Origin of the sequence: Roseovarius sp. (assembly GCF_040219995.1) — a bacterium.
Classification (GTDB): domain Bacteria; phylum Pseudomonadota; class Alphaproteobacteria; order Rhodobacterales; family Rhodobacteraceae; genus Roseovarius.
Map to the genome: position 1 here is coordinate 853649 of NZ_JAVJUC010000014.1, position 17926 is coordinate 871574.

20 protein-coding genes and 1 tRNA gene are annotated in these 17926 nt (G+C 64.2%); 6 read left to right on the top strand and 15 right to left on the bottom strand.

The window, feature by feature from the left end:
- Positions 1-90: 90 nt before the first annotated feature.
- The 3 genes from RID11_RS08355 to RID11_RS08365 all read right to left on the bottom strand — a co-directional run bounded on the left by RID11_RS08355 (position 91) and on the right by RID11_RS08365 (position 3975).
- On the bottom strand, positions 91-675 hold the full coding sequence (locus tag RID11_RS08355) for an HNH endonuclease (protein WP_350137517.1): 585 nt from the start codon (positions 673-675) through the stop codon (positions 91-93).
- 164 nt (positions 676-839) lie between these two features.
- Positions 840-2660, bottom strand: coding sequence for an ABCB family ABC transporter ATP-binding protein/permease (locus RID11_RS08360; protein ID WP_350137518.1), 1821 nt, complete (start codon positions 2658-2660; stop codon positions 840-842).
- 70 nt (positions 2661-2730) lie between these two features.
- The gene (locus tag RID11_RS08365) at positions 2731-3975 is read right to left on the bottom strand and encodes a LysM peptidoglycan-binding domain-containing protein (RefSeq protein ID WP_350137520.1); all 1245 of its coding nucleotides are present in this window, start codon (positions 3973-3975) and stop codon (positions 2731-2733) included.
- Positions 3976-4077: 102 nt separating this feature from the next.
- Here RID11_RS08365 and RID11_RS08370 point away from each other — a divergent pair, with 102 nt between their 5' ends.
- Positions 4078-4629 carry an LOG family protein gene (locus RID11_RS08370; RefSeq protein WP_350137523.1) on the top strand — a complete coding sequence of 184 codons (552 nt, stop codon included), beginning with the start codon at positions 4078-4080 and terminating at the stop codon, positions 4627-4629.
- On the opposite strand, the gene rarD is transcribed toward RID11_RS08370, so the two are convergent.
- The 8 genes from rarD to RID11_RS08410 form a co-directional block, all read right to left on the bottom strand.
- Entirely contained in the window at positions 4590-5486 is an 897-nt protein-coding gene (gene rarD / locus RID11_RS08375) for an EamA family transporter RarD (RefSeq protein ID WP_350137525.1), read from the bottom strand. The two genes, RID11_RS08370 and rarD, sit on opposite strands and share 40 nt — an antisense overlap.
- A gap of 127 nt (positions 5487-5613) precedes the next feature.
- Positions 5614-6072 carry a baeRF12 domain-containing protein gene (locus RID11_RS08380; protein ID WP_350137527.1) on the bottom strand — a complete coding sequence of 153 codons (459 nt, stop codon included), beginning with the start codon at positions 6070-6072 and terminating at the stop codon, positions 5614-5616.
- On the bottom strand, positions 6072-6302 hold the full coding sequence (locus RID11_RS08385; protein ID WP_350137530.1) for a hypothetical protein: 231 nt from the start codon (positions 6300-6302) through the stop codon (positions 6072-6074). The genes RID11_RS08380 and RID11_RS08385 overlap by 1 nt, the downstream gene beginning before the upstream one ends.
- A gap of 156 nt (positions 6303-6458) precedes the next feature.
- A complete protein-coding gene (locus RID11_RS08390; protein ID WP_350137533.1) occupies positions 6459-7058 on the bottom strand; it encodes a superoxide dismutase in 600 nt (199 codons plus the stop codon).
- 110 nt (positions 7059-7168) lie between these two features.
- A complete protein-coding gene (locus RID11_RS08395) occupies positions 7169-7738 on the bottom strand; it encodes a sarcosine oxidase subunit gamma (RefSeq protein ID WP_350137536.1) in 570 nt (189 codons plus the stop codon).
- Positions 7731-10739, bottom strand: a complete 3009-nt coding sequence (locus tag RID11_RS08400; RefSeq protein WP_350137539.1) for a sarcosine oxidase subunit alpha family protein — start codon at positions 10737-10739, stop codon at positions 7731-7733. The genes RID11_RS08395 and RID11_RS08400 overlap by 8 nt, the downstream gene beginning before the upstream one ends.
- 64 nt (positions 10740-10803) lie before the next feature.
- A complete protein-coding gene (locus RID11_RS08405) occupies positions 10804-11133 on the bottom strand; it encodes a sarcosine oxidase subunit delta (protein WP_350137541.1) in 330 nt (109 codons plus the stop codon).
- 14 nt (positions 11134-11147) lie between these two features.
- Positions 11148-12392 carry a sarcosine oxidase subunit beta family protein gene (locus RID11_RS08410; protein WP_350137544.1) on the bottom strand — a complete coding sequence of 415 codons (1245 nt, stop codon included), beginning with the start codon at positions 12390-12392 and terminating at the stop codon, positions 11148-11150.
- A gap of 214 nt (positions 12393-12606) precedes the next feature.
- On the opposite strand from RID11_RS08410, the gene ccmI reads away from it, so the two are divergent.
- Genes ccmI through RID11_RS08425 form a run of 3 tightly spaced genes read left to right on the top strand, consistent with a single transcriptional unit; the run spans position 12607 to position 14544 of the window.
- Entirely contained in the window at positions 12607-13839 is a 1233-nt protein-coding gene (gene ccmI, locus RID11_RS08415; RefSeq protein ID WP_350137546.1) for a c-type cytochrome biogenesis protein CcmI, read from the top strand.
- The gene (gene ruvX, locus RID11_RS08420; protein ID WP_350137548.1) at positions 13836-14318 is read left to right on the top strand and encodes a Holliday junction resolvase RuvX; all 483 of its coding nucleotides are present in this window, start codon (positions 13836-13838) and stop codon (positions 14316-14318) included. The genes ccmI and ruvX overlap by 4 nt, the downstream gene beginning before the upstream one ends.
- Positions 14308-14544, top strand: coding sequence for a DUF1289 domain-containing protein (locus tag RID11_RS08425; RefSeq protein WP_350137550.1), 237 nt, complete (start codon positions 14308-14310; stop codon positions 14542-14544). The genes ruvX and RID11_RS08425 overlap by 11 nt, the downstream gene beginning before the upstream one ends.
- Positions 14545-14828: 284 nt before the next feature.
- Here RID11_RS08425 and RID11_RS08430 read toward each other — a convergent pair whose 3' ends face one another.
- Both RID11_RS08430 and RID11_RS08435 read right to left on the bottom strand, forming a co-directional pair.
- Positions 14829-15620, bottom strand: a complete 792-nt coding sequence (locus RID11_RS08430; protein ID WP_350137553.1) for a hypothetical protein — start codon at positions 15618-15620, stop codon at positions 14829-14831.
- Positions 15614-16450, bottom strand: a complete 837-nt coding sequence (locus RID11_RS08435) for a sulfite exporter TauE/SafE family protein (protein WP_350137555.1) — start codon at positions 16448-16450, stop codon at positions 15614-15616. The genes RID11_RS08430 and RID11_RS08435 overlap by 7 nt, the downstream gene beginning before the upstream one ends.
- A gap of 140 nt (positions 16451-16590) precedes the next feature.
- Here RID11_RS08435 and truA point away from each other — a divergent pair, with 140 nt between their 5' ends.
- Both truA and RID11_RS08445 read left to right on the top strand, forming a co-directional pair.
- A complete protein-coding gene (gene truA / locus RID11_RS08440) occupies positions 16591-17364 on the top strand; it encodes a tRNA pseudouridine(38-40) synthase TruA (protein ID WP_350137558.1) in 774 nt (257 codons plus the stop codon).
- A 42-nt stretch (positions 17365-17406) separates the two neighbouring features.
- A tRNA-Arg gene (locus tag RID11_RS08445) sits at positions 17407-17483 on the top strand.
- An 18-nt stretch (positions 17484-17501) separates the two neighbouring features.
- Here RID11_RS08445 and RID11_RS08450 read toward each other — a convergent pair.
- Entirely contained in the window at positions 17502-17753 is a 252-nt protein-coding gene (locus RID11_RS08450) for an NnrT protein (RefSeq protein ID WP_350137560.1), read from the bottom strand.
- The gene (locus tag RID11_RS08455) at positions 17750-17926 is read right to left on the bottom strand and encodes a protein NnrT (protein ID WP_350137563.1); all 177 of its coding nucleotides are present in this window, start codon (positions 17924-17926) and stop codon (positions 17750-17752) included. The genes RID11_RS08450 and RID11_RS08455 overlap by 4 nt, the downstream gene beginning before the upstream one ends.

The window sequence follows — 17926 nt, forward strand, 5'->3', positions numbered from 1 at the left end:
CCTGACTTTAGCGGGAGCATGCCCGCGCAATTTAATTATCCTCGTCAGGAGAATAGGCCATTTTCCCGTCAAGCCAAACTCCAGAGCGGCTCACGCCTCCAGTTCGGCATCCCAGTAGAGAAAATCCAGCCAGCTTTCATGCAGGTGGTTGGGCGGAAATTTACGCCCCATGTTGCGCAATTGCTCGGCCCCCGGCGGACGTGGCGGCTTGCGCAGGCTCATGCCGACCTGCCGCAGGCTGCGCGAGCCCTTGCGCAGGTTGCATGGGCTACAGGCGGCCACGACATTCTCCCAGCTTGTCACGCCACCGCGGGCGCGCGGCACCACGTGATCAAAGGTCAAATCACCCTTGGCCCCGCAATACTGACAGCGAAACTCGTCCCTCAAGAATAAATTAAAGCGCGTGAAGGCCACGCGCTTTTGAGGTTTCACAAAGTCTCTGAGGACGATGACCGAGGGTATCCGTATTTCGGTACTCGGACTGCGCACCCAGTGGTCATATTCGGCCACGATATCCACCCGGTCCGACCAGGCCGCCTTCACCGCCTCCTGCCACGTCCAGAGCGAGAGCGGATAGTAGGACAGCGGACGGTAGTCCGCGTTGAGCACCAGAGCCGGGAAATGCCGCAGCGCGGCGGGCTCTCTTACAAATTCGGTTCTGAAATCCCCGTCCATCGTCTGAACTGCCCTTCTTGCGGCCCCCGGTCCCAAGCGGCAAGGCGGAATTCCCCTCACCTCTATGCCACTATATATCGTGTTCGGCGGCTGGCAAGCCTGCTATATCGCAGCATATCTAGATAGCGATATAGGAGGCAAACGTAACCGCGCTGTGACAGGATTCACGCCGCCGCCTCGTCCTGCCCCGACGCCTGCCGCTGCCATAACGCGGCATACCGGCCCTGCCGCGCCAGAAGGTCGGAATGCGTGCCCTCCTCGACGACAACGCCCTGATCCAGAACCACAATCCTGTCGGCCCCCGCGACCGTCGACAGGCGGTGCGCGATCATGATCACGGTGCGCCCCTCTGCTGCACGTGCGAGCGCCTCCTGAATCTCGCCTTCAGTCTGCGTATCAAGCGCGCTCGTCGCCTCGTCCAGCAGCAGGATCGGCGGGTTTTTCAGCAGGGTACGCGCGATGCCGACGCGCTGTTTTTCACCCCCCGACAACTTCAGCCCGCGCTCGCCCACCTGTGTCGCGTAGCCTTCGGGCAGGCTCGCGATGAAGTCATGAATCTGCGCCGCTCGCGCCGCCTCCTCGACCTCGTCCTGACTGACCCCGTCGCGCCCGTAGGCGATATTATAGCCGATCGTGTCGTTGAAAAGAACGGTATCCTGCGGCACCACGCCGATGGTGGCGTGCAGACTGTCCTGGGTCACGTCGCGCACATCCTGCCCGTCGATGCGCACCGCCCCGGCCTGCACGTCGTAGAACCGAAAGAGCAGACGCCCGATGGTCGACTTGCCCGAGCCCGAGGGCCCCACCACCGCCAGGGTCTGACCCGGCCCCACATCGAGCGACACGCCCTTGAGAATCGGGCGCGCGGGATCATACCCGAATTCGACCGCATCGAATGTGATGGCGGCGCCCGTCACGTTCAGAGCATGGGCATCCGGTTTTTCGGCCACGTCCGGATTTTTCTCCAACATTTCGAACATTTCGCCCATATCGACCAGGGCTTGCCTGATCTCGCGATAGACCGTGCCGAGAAAGTTCAGCGGCATGGTGATCTGGATCATGTAGGCGTTGACCATCACGAAATCGCCAACCGTCATGCTGCCATCCTGCACCCCCATGGCCGCCATCACCATGACGATGATCAGCCCGCCGGTGATCAGCAAGGATTGCCCGAAATTCAGAAAGGCCAGCGACTGCGCCGTCTGCAACGCGGCGCGCTCATAGCCCGCCATCGCCGCGTCATAGCGCTCAGCCTCGCGTTGTTCAGCGCCGAAATACTTGACCGTCTCGTAATTCAGCAAACTGTCGATCGCCTTTTGATTGGCGTCGGTGTCCTGATCGTTCATTTCGCGCCGCAGCCGCACGCGCCACTCGGTCACCTTGAAGGTGAAGGCCGTGTAGGCGGCAATGACAGCCGCAACCACGACCAGATACCAGATGTCGAAGAGCGTCCACAGGATGATGCCGACAAGCAGCAGTTCCAGCACCAGTGGCGCGATCGAGAACAGCAGGAATCGCAGCAGGAAATCGACGCCCTTGACCCCGCGCTCGATGATCCGGCTCAGCCCGCCGGTCTTGCGCGTGATGTGATAGCGCATCGACATGGCGTGGATATGCCGGAAGGTCTGCAAGGCGAGCGCCCGCAGCGCACGCTGCGCCACCCGGGCAAAGACCGCATCGCGCAATTGCTGAAAGCCCACATTCATCAGCCGCGCCATGCCATAGGCGACGGTCAGCCCGATGGCCCCCGCCCCCAGCATCCAGGCCGCCTCCTGACCCTCGCCCGCAAGGGCATCAACCGCGGCCTTGTAAAAGAACGGCGTGCCGACCGACACGAGCTTGGCCGCGACCAGCAGCAGCAGCGCGATCACCACCCGCCGTTTGACCCAGGGCTGCCCCTCGGGCCACAGGTAGGGCGCGACGCGCCGGATGGTGATCCAGCCGCTGCTTGACGCCTCGGAGGATGTCACGCGGGATGTGCGCATGGAGATTGGGGCCTTTCATCGGGTCGAGGGGCACAGATAGTCCCCGTATCCTCCAATGACCAGCCCGCGCTCACTCGGGCAGTTCGAACACCTGCCCCGGATAGATCAGATCGGGGTCACGAATACGGTCGCGATTGGCCTCGAACACCCGCACATAGAGAATCCCCTCGCCATATGTCTCGCGCGAGATCGCCCACAGGGTCGAGCCGGGCTGCACCGTGACGACGTCGAGACGCGGCGCAGCAGGATCGGGGTCCCGGGTGGCGAGAATGGCCTCATCTTCGCGCTTGAAGGGGGTTTCGACGCGCGACGTGACCTCGCCCGCCTCGCTGACCTCGTCCACGCGCAGGGTGTAGACGCCGGTATCCACATCCGGCAGCGCGCTTTGCCACCCGCCATCCTCTTCGATCCGGGAGGTCGTAATCGGCTGGTTATCAAGGTAAATCCTGACGAACCCCTCGCCACGCCCTCGCCCTGACAACTGCACCTCTCCCGCCTCGGAATAGGTGATCGCATCGAGCGCGACCGACGACATCACCTCCGGCGTGCGCTTCTGCGGGGATTGCAGCACGCGCACACCGCTTTCATTGGAGAGCAACACCGTGGGTTGCTGCGGCTCGGGCGGTGTCGTGCCATCAGGCGCGTCGGCACTTTGCTCCGCCGGGGCCACGGCAGGCGTGTCTGCGGGCGCGGCATCGGGCGCTGCTATCGTCTCAACCCCATCCGCCGTAGCCGGCTGGCCACCCTCTGGCGCGACGGCATCGGTCACGTCAGGTGCGGCGGCCTCGCTCACTTCGGGCGCGAACAACTCGGGCTCCGGCCTCGGCGCGATCAGGATTTCGTCTGCGGATCTGACCTCCGTGCCATCCGTCGCAGAGCGCATGCTCAACGTCAGGACCCGAGGTTGCGAGCTTTGCGGAAGATCGAAAAACTGGACGAATTTCCCGGCACCGTCCGGGGCCGCGATGCCGATGTCTTCGTCGTCGATAAGGATCGAGACATCCCAGCCGGGTGCGGCACGACCGGCGACCACCATCTGGCCATCCGGCTCCAGCCGAAACGTGTCGATTGCCGGCGGTGCGGGCATGTCAGGCATGTCAGGCGTGTCGGGCTCCGCCTGCGCCTCTTGGGTGGATGGCGCGCTGACCGGCTCCGACACTTGCTCCGCTTCGGTTGCGGGCTCCGTGGGCTGTGCCACCTCCGCACCCGGTCTATCGCCGCGATATATATAGATCCCCGCGGCGACCAGGGCCGCCACCGCCAGAGCAACGGCACCCGCAGCAGGCCCAGCCCGTAAACCGGCGAATTTGCTCATCTTTTTTCAACATCCCCTGCCGTGGCACCACGCCCGGTTGTCGGAGCATAGCAACAAGGCTATCACGGGTCAAAGCAACCCGTTTCAGCCCGGAGTGATCCCATGTCAGAACGATCCGTCTGTGTCTTTTGCGGCGCACGTCCGGGCAAGCGCCCCACATATATGCAGGCCGCGACCGACACCGGCAAGATGCTGGCCGAGAACGGCTGGCGGCTGGTTTACGGCGCGGGGGATGTCGGGCTGATGGGGGCCACGGCGCGGGCGGCGCAAAAGGCGGGCGGCAAGACCTTTGGCGTGATCCCTGCGCATCTGGTGCGTCTGGAGGTCGGCAAGCGCGACCTGACGCAATATGTCGTGACCGAAACCATGCATGAACGCAAAAAGGTGATGTTCATGAATTGCGACGCCATCGTTGTCCTGCCCGGCGGCGCGGGGTCGCTGGACGAGTTTTTCGAGGTTCTCACATGGCGCCAGCTCGGCCTGCATGACAAGCCGATTTATTTATTGAATACAGAAGAGTATTGGACGCCTCTCATGCAAATTCTGGATCACGTGATCGCCGAGGATTTCGCCGCAGACAGCCTAAGGGGCTTTGTTCAGCCTGTTGAAACTGTTCAGGATTTGAGGATCGCCCTGCGCGCCGCCCTGTCCTGACGCAGACTCGCGGTGGTGTAGATCGCGAGCGCGGTCCAGATCATCGCGAAGGCCACGGCGTGCCAGAAGCTGAATGCCTCCTGGAAAATCAGTGTTGCGACAAGGAATTGCAGGGTGGGGTTCAGGTATTGCACCAGCCCGACCGTGGCCAAGGTAACGCGCTTGGTGGCATAGCTGAACATGATCAGTGGCGTGCCGGTAAGGATGCCGGAAAACATCAGGAGCAGGCTGTCACGCCAATTGACAGCGAATGCCCCATGTCCGTCGGAATGAAAATACCACAAAACCGTCAGCGCAATCGGTGAAAGCAGCAGAACCTCGGCCGTGACTGAGACCACGGGACCGACAGAAAGTCCCTTTTTCACAAGGCCATAGAGGCCGAAGCTTGACGCGAGGATCAGCGCGATCCAAGGCGGAACGCCAAGCCCCCACGTCAGGGTCACGACCGCGCAGAGCGCAAGGGCCACGGCGAAAAGCTGCGCCTTTCCCAGACGTTCACGAAAGGCAATCGCCCCCAGAAGCACCGCCACCAGCGGGAAAATGTAGTAGCCCAGTGAGGCCTCCATCGCGCGCCCAATCTGAATGGAGGTGATGAAAACGAACCAGTTGGTCGAGATCATCAGCGCCGCAAAACCGATCAGCAGAATCGACTTTCGCCCCGCAAGCGCCTGCCCCAGAACGGAAATCCGCCCTTGGATCAGCAGAACGAAGGCGAAGAACACGCAAGACCACAGCGTGCGATGCGCGAGGATTTCGATGGGCGGGATGTGATCCAGCAGCTTGTAATAAATGCCCGAAAGGCCCCAGACCGTGCAGGTTGCGACCATCGCGATGATGCCTTTGGTCTCCTCGCGCATAATGGCCCTGCCCCTTGTTCCGCCCTGCCACTGTGCTGCCGCAAGCAGCGGGCGGGGGCAAGGCGAAAGCGTCGAAGGGATGCAGATTGCACGCCGGTTTCATGCCAGAGAACGGCGCGCTAATGGTTCAGAGCTTGGGGTCAAGCTCGGCTTTCAGCATCTGTTCGACCTTGTCGAGGGGATGGTGGGTGAGATCTTTCGGGATCTCGGACACAACCTTGTCTTGCACCTCCTTGTGCAGGGTCTGACGCAGGTCGCCCAGAACATGCGGCGCGGCGACCAGCACGATCCGCTCGAACGCGCCGCGATGCGCGTATTTGTAGAGCATCTCGGAGAGTTCGTGCGCAAACCGCTCCTTGGCGAGTTCGTGCCAGTCGGTATCGTCCATTGCCGAACTTTGCCCGATCCCGGTGTCTCGCTTGCGCCCGGGACGGTTGGCTGACTGGTCGTAATCGGACGGGTTTTCCTGATCGTCCTTACGCACGACATCAAGCGCGGGCGAGATCGCATCGACGGAATTGCGCAGGAAGAGCGCCTTTTCCCCATCCGCGATCAACACCCATGTGCCGTTTGTCAGAACAGCCATTACATCTTCTCCTTGTCGCCGCTCTCGTTCTGATCCTGCGCGGTCTCACGGGTCTTACCCGCCGAGGTCTCGTCGTGGCGCTTCTTCTCGTCACGGGTTCCTATTTTACGGGCGATCTCGCCTCCTGCACGGCCCGCAGCGGAAGGCGACTTTCTCATGTTTTCGGTTTTTTCGCCGAGGATCTCTTCGGTTTCCCGGCTGCCATCGGTTGATTTCGCGCGGTCGGCCATAGGGCACCTCCTTTGTACTTGGCTTCGTAGGGAAAACGTGTGGAAGGGCTCCAGGTTCCGTCAGAAAACCAAGTCGGATCAGAGATCTATTCAGTGACACGCAACAAAAAGGCCCGCCAAATTGGCGGGCCTTCCGCGATCGCGTCAGACACGGGATCACATGCGCGAGGCGACGTTTTCCCAGTTCACCAGATTGTCGAGGAAGTTCTGCAGATAAGCCGGACGCTTGTTGCGGAAATCAATGTAGTAGGAATGCTCCCAAACGTCACAGCCCAGAAGAGCCGTCTGACCAAAGCAGAGCGGGTTCACGCCGTTCTCGGTCTTGGTCACTTTCAGCGCGCCATCGGTGTCCTTCACAAGCCACGCCCAGCCAGAGCCGAACTGACCGGCCCCTGCGGCGGCGAAATCTTCCTTGAACTTGTCGAACGAGCCGAAGCTTTCGGTAATCGCCTTTTCCAGCTCGCCCGGCATGCCGGTGCCGCCCGGCGCCATCATCTCCCAGAACTGATTGTGGTTCCAGTATTGCGAGGCGTTGTTGAAGATGCCCGACTGCGCGACAGCCTTGGGATCATAGGTGCCCTTGATGATCTCTTCAGCCGACTTGCCCTCCCACTCGGTGCCAGCGACGGCCTTGTTGCCGTTGTCGACATAGGCCTTGTGGTGGATGTCGTGGTGGTATTCCAGCGTCTCGCGGCTCATGCCGTGATCGGCGAGCGCATCGTGCGAATACGGAAGGTCGGGAAGTTCGAAAGCCATGGGTATGCCCCCTGTTCGTTGGTGTTGAAATCCGATGCCCTTACATGGTGGGCGGATTGGGCAAAGGTCAACCCTGCGGGTCGGAGTTTTTCTGTCGGGATTGCCGGGGTTCAGCCGTAGATATCCACCTCACCGCCCGGCAGGGCGGCGGTTTTCAGCAGGTTGAAGGCATAGTCGGCCACCGAGCGGAAGCAGATGAGGTGGAAGGTGCCATCCTCATCCAGCCAGAACGCGGCGGGCACCTGCGCCATGCGGGTACGCCGGAACATGCCGGGGGTGAAGGCCGCCTCGGAGAGGTCCACCGGGCAAAGCTTGGCCAGCACCTCGCGCGCCCCCGCACCCGAGAGCTGCATGTAGGTGCGCGCGTCCGAGACGTTGACGGCGAGGAAATGCTGGCCCTTGAGCGCCGCCTCCAGAGTGGCAATCGTCTCGGCCACCCCGTAATAGGCGCAGATCAGCAAGAGCTCGTCCGGCGACATCCAGAGCACGGCCGTCCCCTGCCCGCTCAGCGCCTGACGCTGTGCAGGAACGTCGAGGCCCACGGCCTTTTGCACGGCGGCCTTGACCTCGGCGGAGGACAGATCGCCACGCAGGGTGATCATGCCGGTCAGGCCCGCATCCGCGATGGTTGCGAGCCCTTCAAAGCGGGCCCCGTTCAGGGGGGTGACGACCTCAGACATTCTGCTTCTCCCCGTCCTTGTCGTAAAATACCTGATCGACGATCTTCGCCTTGACGATACCGCCGTCGACCTTGGGAAACTCCAGCACCTCGCCCATGCGATCAAGGCCATTGTGGACCAGCCCCATGGCGATGCCACGCCCGAGCGTGGGCGAGTGGTAGGTGGAGGTCACGCGCCCTTGGGTGTTGCGCTGACCGTTGGCGTTGGTGCCCGCTGCCGTGGCATAGGCGCCATCCGGCAGGACCGAGCCATCCAGCGTTTCCAGCCCCACAAGCTTCCAGCGGTTTGGATCAGCCATGTGGCTGCGCTCCTGCGCGCGCTTGCCGAGGTAATCCTCTTTCTTCTTCGAGATGGCCCAATCCATGTTCAGGTCCTGCGGGATGACCGTGCCATCCGTCTCGTCCCCGATCATGATGAACCCCTTCTCGGCGCGCATGACATGCATCGCCTCGGTGCCGTAGGGCATGACGCCGTATTCCTCGCCCGCCTCCAGCAGCGCGTCCCAAAGGGCGCGACCATGGCTTGCAGGCACCGAAAGCTCGAAACTCAGTTCACCGGCAAAGGAGATGCGGAACACGCGCGCGGGGATGCCCGCGACCGTGATCTCTTTCCAGCCCATGAAGGTCAGCGCGTCGGCGCTGATATCGTCCTCGGTCAGCTTTTCGATCACCTTGCGCGAGTACGGCCCGGCAACGCCCACCTGCGCATATTGCTCGGTGACGTTGGCGGTATAGACCTTCCAGTCCCACCATTCGCATTGCAGCCAGTCTTCCATATGGCCATGGATCGATTCCGCGCCGCCGGTGGTGGTGTGGACAAGGAACGTGTCCTCATCCAGCCGCGCAACCACGCCGTCATCCATCAGAAAGCCGTTCTCGTTGCACATGAGCCCATAGCGGCAGCGCCCCGGCTTCAGCGTGCTCATCATGTTGGTGTAGAGCATGTCCATGAAGCGGCCCGCATCCGCGCCCTTGACGATGATCTTGCCAAGGGTGGAGGCGTCGAGCAGCGCAAGGCTGGCCCGGGTCTGCTTGATCTCGCGGTTGACGGCCTCGTGACGGCCCTCTTCGCCCTTGGGGAAGCAATAGGGGCGACGCCACTGGCCGACCGGCTCGAAATCGGCGCCATTGGCCTCGTGCCAGCCATGCATCGGGGTCTTGCGAATTGGCTGAAAGATCTCGCCCTTGGCCTCGCCCGCGATGGATGAGAGCGAAATCGGCGTGTAGGGCGGGCGGAAGGTGGTGGTACCGGTCTGCGGAATGGGCTGGTTCAGCGCATCCGACAGGATCGCCAAGCCGTTGATATTGCTCAGCTTGCCCTGATCCGTGGCCATGCCGAGCGTGGTGTAGCGCTTGGCGTGTTCGACGCTCTCATAGCCCTCGCGCGCCGCCAATTGCACGTCAGACACCTTCACGTCGTTCTGGTAATCAAGCCAGGATTTCATCCGCAGCTTGATGCCCGCGCCCTGCGGCATCAGCCAGACGGGCTGCATCGGAGCCTCCTCCGAGGTGCTGGCTTCAGGGGCCATGCCCTTGGGCTTTTGGCCCATGGCCTTGGCCGCCGCCTGCCCTGCGGCATGCGCGTCGCTTAGAACGCTGGCCAGATCGCCCGCGCCATTGGCGGCCCCTGCGGGGATCACGAAACCCTCGCCCTTGGCGCCCTTGGGCGGGTTGGCTGGGTCGGGACGGAAATGCGCATGCGCCTCGTCCCAGATCAGCTTGCCGCCGCAATGCGACCACAGATGCACCACCGGCGACCAGCCGCCGGACATCGCGACCGCGTCGCACTTGATCTCTTCCAGCACCGCGCCTTCGCCCGCCTGCGCACAGATCGCCACGCCTTCGACGCGCTTGCCGCCCTTGACCTTGGCAATGCCCTTGCCGTTTTCGACGCGGATGCCGAGGGCGCGCGCCTCATCCGCCAAGGCACCGCCGCCCGATTGACGGGCGTCGAGGATGACGGGAATTTCAAGGCCAAGCTGCTTGAGCGTGATGGCGGTGCGATAGGCATCGTCATTGTTGGTGACAACCACGGTGCGGTCACCGATAGAGACCCCGAAATCAACCGCGTAATCGCGCACCGCCGAGGCGAGCATGACACCGGGAATGTCATTGCCCGCAAAGCTCAAGGGCCGCTCGATGGCGCCGGTGGCGGTGACGATCTGCCCCGCGCGGATGCGCCAGAGGCGGTGGCGGGGCGCGTCACTGCCGGGGGTGTGATCGGCGACGCGCTCATACCCCAAGGCATAGCCGTGATCGTAAACCCCTGCACCCATGCACCGGCTGCGCAGGGTAACATTGGGCATGCCTTGCAGTTTTGCAATGGTCGCGTCGACCCAGTCCGCGACCGGCTGGCCGTCCACCTCGCCCCCATCGACCGGCGCGCGGCCACCCCAATGGGCGGTCTGCTCGATCAGCATGACCTTTGAGCCGGCCTCTGCCGCAGTCACAGCGGCTTGCAACCCGGCCACGCCGCCGCCCACGACAAGCACATCGCAGAAGTAGTAGAAATGCTCATACCGGTCCGGATCGCCGGGATTGGACGCCTTGCCCAGACCCGCCGACTGACGGATGAACGGCTCGTAGACATGTTTCCAGAACGGGCGGGGATGGATGAACATCTTGTAGTAAAAGCCCGCAGGCAGGAAGCGCGACAGATGCGTATTGACCGCGCCGATATCGAAATCGAGGCTCGGCCAATGGTTCTGGCTGATGCAGGTCAGCCCGTCAAAGAGCTCGGTCGTGGTGACGCGCTGATTGGGCTCGAACCGGGTGCCCTCGCCCAGACCGACAAGCGCATTCGGCTCTTCCGCGCCCGAGGCCACGATGCCGCGCGGGCGGTGGTATTTGAACGACCGGCCCACCAGCATCTGGTCATTGGCCAGCAGCGCAGAGGCGAGCGTGTCGCCGGGATGGCCCTTGAGGCGCTTGCCGTTGAAGGTGAACTCGATGGCGCGGCTGTGATCGACGAGGCGACCGGTCTTGGCCAGACGTGTGCTCATGTCTTGAACCCTCGGGCCCGGCGGGCGGGCGTTGTGGTGTGGATATTTTTGGCAAGATGAAGGGTCATGCGAATTCCCGCCATGTCCAGCCGGGGCGCTTGGCGGTGATCGCGTCGCGGATATTCTGCGGCGGCTCCAGCGTCTGCGCGGGGTACGTGCCGTAGACCTCCAGCGTCACGGTATCACGCGCCGCATGGAACCACTTGCCGCAGCCGTTATTGTGCCGCCAACGCTCGAAATGCACGCCCTTGGGGTTTTCCTTGGCGAACATGTAGGTGTGAAACTCGTCATCTGACGTACCGGGGCCGAAACGCTTGAGATGCGCCTCGCCGCCTTGATGGAATTCGGTCTCTTCGCCCGTAACGCCGCAGCAGGGGCAGGTGAGGATCAGCATGGGTCAAGTCCTCCTTAGTGGGCGACGCCAGCGGCGACGGATTCATCAATGAACCGGCCCTGATAGAAGCGGTCGAGGCCGAACTCGTCGCAGAGCGGGGAGTGGCCCTTGGCCATCAGTTCGGCAAAGCCCCAGCCGGAGCCGGGGATGGCCTTGAAGCCGCCCGTGCCCCAGCCGCAATTGATGAAGATGCCATCGACGGGGGTCTTGCTGAGTATCGGCGAGCGGTCGCCAGTCACGTCCACGATCCCGCCCCACTGGCGCAGCATCTTGAGGCGCGCGACCATCGGGAAGGTCTCGACCAGCGCGCGCACGGTTTCCTCGGCATGGTGGAAGGAACCGCGCTGCGTGTAGTTGTTATAGCCGTCGGTGCCGCCGCCGATCACCATCTCGCCCTTGTCGGACTGGCTCATGTAGCCATGCACGGTGTTGGCCATGACGACGCAATCCATGCAGGGCTTGATCGGCTCGGAAACCAGCGCCTGAAGGGCGACGGATTCGATCGGCAGGCGAAAGCCCGCCATATCGGCGAGGTGACCCGAGTGACCGGCCACGACCAGCCCCAGCTTGTCACAGGCGATGTCGCCGCGATTGGTGGTGACACCGGTGACCTTGCTGCCCTCGCGGCTGATGCCGGTGACTTCGCATTTCTGGATGATGTGCATGCCCATGGCCGAGCAGGCCCGCGCATAGCCCCAGGCCACAGCGTCATGCCGCGCGGTGCCCGCGCGCGCCTGCCAGAGGCCGCCGAGGACCGGATAGCGCGGCCCGTCGAGATTGATGATCGGGACGATTTCCTTGACCCGCTGAGGCGAGATGAATTCGGTGGTCACGCCTTGCAGGGCGTTGGCATGCGCTGTGCGCTGATAGCCGCGCACCTCGTGCTCGGTCTGCGCCAGCATGATCACGCCGCGGGGCGAATACATGATGTTGTAGTTGAAATCCTGGCTCAGCGTCTCGTAGAGCGAGCGGGATTTCTCATAGATCGCCGCCGAGGGGTCCTGCAGGTAGTTGGAGCGGATGATCGTGGTGTTGCGCCCCGTATTGCCGCCGCCAAGCCAGCCCTTCTCCAAAATCGCGACATTGGTGATGCCGAAATTCTTGCCGAGGTAATAGGCGGTGGCCAGACCGTGCCCGCCCGCGCCCACGATAATGACATCGTATTTCTTCTTCGGCTCGGGCGAGGCCCAGGCGCGCTCCCACCCCATGTGGTAACGCAGGGCTTCGCGGGCGACGGCAAAGGCGGAATAGTGTTTCATGCGCGCTCTCGGGGTTGGTGGATTCGCAACGGGTTTGCGGCTGGCACCGTAATGCGATGGACGGGCCGGGGAAAGGATACTCGGCGCGGCGATTTCCGTATCAATAGCGACATTGCGACATCGCGGCGCGGGTGGCTTGCCGCCAAGTGACCATATGCCTCTTTTTTCCGCGCGCGCGGGTCGTTACATGAGGGCAACCACCCAAGGAGAGATCATGGCATTCTGGATCATAGTGGCGGCCCTAGCGATCGGGGTCGGGGCCATTCTGGGGCTGACCCTGTTACGTGGTCGTGTGGGCGAGGCACCGCCTGCGGCCTACGACCTCGACGTCTACCGCGATCAGCTGCGCGAGATCGACCGCGACCTCAAGCGCGGCGTGCTGGAGGCCGAGGATGCCGAACGCTTGCGCGCCGAGATTTCGCGCAAGATCCTCGCCGCAGATGCACAGCTACGCGCAGGCGGCGAGAGCGGCGGTCAGCCCAAAGCGCTCGGGGTGGCGATGGCCGGTGTCGTGGTGGCAGTGATCACCGGCGGTGGCGTGTTGCTTTATTCGCAGATCGGCGCGCCGGGCTATGGCGACTTGCCGATGGCAACGCGGATTGCCAATTCCGAGGCCGCGCGCGCCGAACGCCTGGATCAGGACACCGCCGAGGAGCGGTTTGCACCGCAGGACACAGGCCTGCCCGACGGCACCAGCGAGGACTACATGGCGCTGGTTGAGCGGCTACGAGAGACGGTGGCGGAGCGGCCCGAGGATCAGCAGGGCCTGCGCTTTCTGGTGCGCAGTGAGGCGGCGCTCGGCAATATGGAGGCGGCGCGCCAGGCGCAGGCGCAGCTCATCGAGGTGAAGGGCGAGACGGCCACCGCCGACGATTACGCCACGCTGGCCGAGTTGATGATCAACGCCACAAATGGCTATGTCTCTAGTGACGCCAAAGCCGCACTGCGCGCCGCCCTCGACCGCAACCCACGTGCACCGACGGCCCGCTTCTACCTCGGCCTCTACATGACGCAGATCGACCGGCCTGACCGCGCCTTCCGCCTGTGGCGCGACCTGCTCGAAGAGAGCACACCCGACGCGCCCTGGATCGCACCCATTCGCGCAGGTATCGAGGAACTGGCAGCGCGCGCGGGCGAACGCTATGAGCTGCCGCCCCCCGAGGGCGCGCCCGGCCCCTCGGCGGGCGATATCGAGGCGGCCGAGGATATGGACCCCGAGGCCCGGCAAGAGATGATCCGGGGCATGGTAGCCGGGCTCGCAAGCCGTCTGGCCGACGAGGGCGGCACCGCCGAGGACTGGGCCCGGCTGATCAACGCCTATGGCGTGCTGGGCGAGACCGACCGTGCGCGCCGCATCTGGACCGAAGCGCAGGCGGTCTTCGCCGAGTTCCCGCGCCGCCTTGCCACCGTGCGGGCAGCGGCGGAGAACGCGGGCGTGACAGAGTGATCGTCGAGGATACCGCCGAGTTCGCCGCCGCCCTGCCGCGCGCACGGGCCGTGATGGGTCTCGATCTGGGAACCAAGACCATCGGCGTGGCGCTGTCGGACAGGCTCTGGTCAGTGGCCAGCCCGCATGAGACGGTGAAGCGCCGCAAATTCACCCTCGATGCCGAGCATCTGCTGGCGGTCATCGCGGTGCGCGAGGTGGGCGGCGTGATCCTCGGCCTGCCACGCAACATGGACGGAAGCGAGGGACCAAGGTGCCAGTCCACCCGCGCCTTTGCCCGTAATCTGGAACGGCTGACCGACCTGCCGATCGGTTTCTGGGACGAGCGTTTGTCGACCGTGGCCGCCGAACGGGCCTTGCTGGAGGCGGATGCGACCCGAAAGCGTCGCGCAGAGGTGATCGACAGTGTCGCCGCATCCTATATCCTGCAAGGGGTGCTGGACCGGATGAGGCATATGAGGGCAGAGCATGACGGATGAAACACCATGGCAGCGCGACGAGGTCGAAAGCCCCTGCGTACGGGTCTGCGTGGTGCACCCCGAGGCACGGATCTGCACCGGCTGCCTGCGCTCCATCGACGAGATCACCCGCTGGTCGAAGATGAGCGGTGCCGAGCGGCGCGAAGTGATGGCCGCCCTGCCCGACCGCGCAGGCTTGCTGAAAAAACGCCGGGGCGGACGCGCGGCGCGGCTGGAGCGAGGATAGTGGGGCAGGTCTGGGCCTGTTGCTGCCCTTGCCGCATCCCGCGCGAATCGCACCGAAGGTGCCGCGCGATCGTAATGCCGGAGGCATGCCTCCGGCATGACGCGTCCCGCGGCCTGGCGATTTGAGGGGTTGTGCAACGTGTCGAGCTTAGAATGACTTGGCTTGCATAAAGTACCCGCCGCGAGCGTTGCATCGCCAGTCCCCGGCCCTGCGAGCGCGCGACACCTTCTACGGGTCAATTAATAACCGCTCCAGGCCACCAAGCGACCCCACGGCCAGCCAATTCACGGCGACCGCAACCACATATCATCCGAGCACACTTCGAATTGCGGGCGGAAATAGGCCACCATCCGGCCCTCCTCGGACGCCTCGGCCCCCGGCCCCCACGGGGCCACGCCGTGCAAGGCCAGACGGTGCACCAGATAGGCCCCACCCACGGGCGCGTGGACAGGCACGCGGCGGCAGGTCTCGAATGCTTCACGGCGCGCCGCCTGGTAGATCTCGGTCAGGTCAACCTCCCCCCAGCCCTGCGGCGCAACCCCGGCAAGCGCCGCATCAAAGGCACGGCGCATGATGTGATGACTGCCTTCCCAGACGACCATCGGGCTCGCCCCCGGCCCCGCCTCGCTCAACGGCAGACCGAGGATATAGGCATGGCGTTCACGCAGCATGCGCCGCCGCCCCTCGCCCACGGCCAAGAGCCCGTCGACATGCGCCGCATCGCGCCTCTGCCGATAGCGGAACGCCGTCTCGCCTTCGCCTTTGCGCGGGCGGGGATAGCCCGGATAGACGACCGACACCTGCCCCCGGTGCAGCGGCAACCGGCCAAAGAGCGCAGAGGCCGCCTCGATCGCCATCCCGGTCAGTGGCGCACCCCCCTCCAGTCGCCCCTCGACATCATTGGGCAGCGTATCCACACCCACGAACCACGTGCCCTCGCATTGCAGCCACTCTGCGCGTTCCTGTGGATCGGCGATGCGCGCAAGGGCCACGAGACGCGCACGCGCTGACCAGTCCCGCACCGCAGGCTCCGGCGCAAAACAGGCCCAGCCCTTGTCGAGCAGCGCCGCTACCATCCCAGGGACTTGCGCAGCATGTTGAGCGCCACCAGTGTGAGAAAGACCGCAAACACCCGCTTGAGCGGCTTGGGGTCCATCGCATGCGCCAGCCGCACGCCCCAAGGAGCCGTGACCAGCGTCATCGCGATAATCACGGCAAAGGCCACCAGATTGACCGCCCCGATGGTGAACGGCGGGCGGTTCTCTGCGGCGATCTCGAGAAACAGGAACCCGGCCACCGAAGGGGCCGCAATGGTCACGCCGAACCCCGCCGCCGTGGCAACCGCGCGGTGGATCGGCACGCCGTAAAGGCTCATCAGCGGCACGCCAAAACTGCCGCCGCCAATGCCCATCAACACCGACAGAAACCCCAGCACCGGCGACAGTACAGCGCGGGTGACGCCCACCGGCATCACCTCGGCCAGCCGCCAATGCGACCGGCCAAACCCCAGGTAAAGCCCGATCAGCACGCCAAGCCCGCCAAACAGCCCTTGCAGCGTGGTCGAGCGCAGGCTCGCTGCCACCAGCACACCCAATATCGCCCCCACGGCGATGCCCGGCGCCCAGCCCCGAAGGATCGCCCAATCGACAGCGCCTTTCTTGTTGTGGCTCAGCACCGAGCGCACCGAGGTGACGATGATTGTCGCCAGTGAGGTGGCAAGGCAAATCTGCATCAGCTGCGGCCCGTCATAGCCAAGCGTCTGGAACGCATAGAAAAACGACGGCACCAGCACGATACCACCACCAACCCCCAATAGCCCCGCCAGAACCCCGGCGAAGGCGCCGATCACCAGCAGCATCGCCAGCATTTGCAGCAGTAGGGTCGTGTCGGGAAAGGGGATGGCCATGCGCGCGCTCCGGGTTCTGTTCGCGGGCAGGCTTACACCGCGCCGGGACCGAGGAAAAGGCGCGCGGTTAAATGGGCTTGCCCCCTGCCCCCGATCCGCGACAAAAGGGCCGGACCACACTGCAACCAAGCGATATGCCCATGCCCCGCTACGCCCTACAGGTCGAATATCACGGCGCACCCTTTGCCGGCTGGCAGCGGCAGGCCGATCAGCCCTCGGTGCAGGGCGCGATCGAGGCGGCGCTGGCGCGGCTGGAACCGGGGCCGCATACCATCGCCGCCGCCGGGCGCACCGATGCGGGCGTGCATGGGCTGGCGCAGGTCGCCCATTGCGATCTGGCCCGGGACTGGTCGCCGTTCCGCCTGTCCGAGGCGCTGAACTATCACCTCAAGCCCGCGCCGGTGGCGATCACCGCCTGCGCGCGCGTGGCCGACGACTGGCACGCGCGGTTCTCGGCCACCGGGCGGCGCTATCTCTTTCGGGTCAGCACCCGGCGCGCGCCGCTCACCATCGAGGCGGGGCGGGTCTGGCAGGTGCGGCGCGATCTCGATATCGACGCGATGCGCGCGGGTGCGGCGCACCTCGTGGGCCATCACGATTTCACCACCTTCCGCTCCACCATTTGCCAGGCGGCGAGCCCGGTGAAAACCCTCGACCGGCTGGAAATCGAAGAGATCACCACGCCCACCGGGCGCGAGGTGCATTTCCGCCTCGCCGCACGGTCCTTCCTGCACAATCAGGTGCGCAGCTTCATCGGCACGCTTGAACGCGTCGGCGCAGGCGCTTGGCCACCCGATCAGGTGCGCGCAGCCCTCGCCACGCGCGACCGCGCCGCCTGCGGCCCGGTCGCCCCGCCACACGGGCTCTACCTCGCGGGCGTGGTATATCCTGAGGACCCGTTCGCACAAGATTAGGCTTTGATCTTGAACCGCACCCGCGCTAAGAGCCGCATCAGCGGTCCCGTAGCTCAACTGGATAGAGCAGCTGACTTCTAATCAGCAGGTTCGGGGTTCGAGTCCTCGCGGGATCGCCAGTTTGGCACATCTTCGGATCACCAGGGCCGTTCCGCCGCGCAGCGCGCATCGGCGAGGTCCATCAGCCCCCGGATATGGCGCGCGAAATACCAGGTGGCGGGGGCCCCGATCACACAGCCGAGACCAATCGACCATGCGGTCGAGGTCACCGGCCCGCCGACCCAGCTGAAGATCAGCGAGGCGAAGAACACGTTGACCGCCGCCGCCCCTGCACCAAAGGGGTAGAGGGCGAGGGCGATCCGCCGGGTGGACCAGCCTTGGCGTGTCATCGGCGGGATACCAGCCGCTGCACGGCGATCATGGAGACGATGAGCGCAAGGCAGGCCAAGGCATACCAGAATTCGGCCGTGGCCGATTGGGCCTGCGGGATTGGCCGGTCAAAGCTCTTGGCAAGGCTTGGCGATGCGATAAGCACCGCGAAAAAGACTGTCAGGCAACGCAT